This is a genomic window from Pseudomonas avellanae BPIC 631 (assembly GCF_000444135.1).
GTDB classification, from domain to species: Bacteria; Pseudomonadota; Gammaproteobacteria; order Pseudomonadales; family Pseudomonadaceae; genus Aquipseudomonas; species Aquipseudomonas avellanae.
Window position 1 is genome coordinate 1 of record NZ_ATDK01000130.1, and the last position, 226, is coordinate 226.

Genomic DNA, 226 nt, shown 5'->3' on the forward strand with positions numbered 1-226 from the left:
CGGCTGTCCTGCACGTTCTTTTCGACGATGCCTTTCTCCCAGCCAGAGGCCACGTTGCAGAAGTCCGGATCGAACAGATAGTGCGCGCACATCACGGAAAACCGGGCGTTGACCGTGCGGCCTTTCCCTTTGTTGACCTTGTCGACAGCCGTTTTCATGTTGTCGTAGATGCCGCGACGTGGCACGCCACCCAACGCTCCAAACGAACGGGTATGGGCATCAAAGA

General features: G+C 57.5%; 1 pseudogene. It reads right to left on the reverse strand.

The features are described from left to right. Nucleotides 1–226: pseudogene (locus DW49_RS01000000128145) on the reverse strand (DDE-type integrase/transposase/recombinase); the annotation flags it as partial.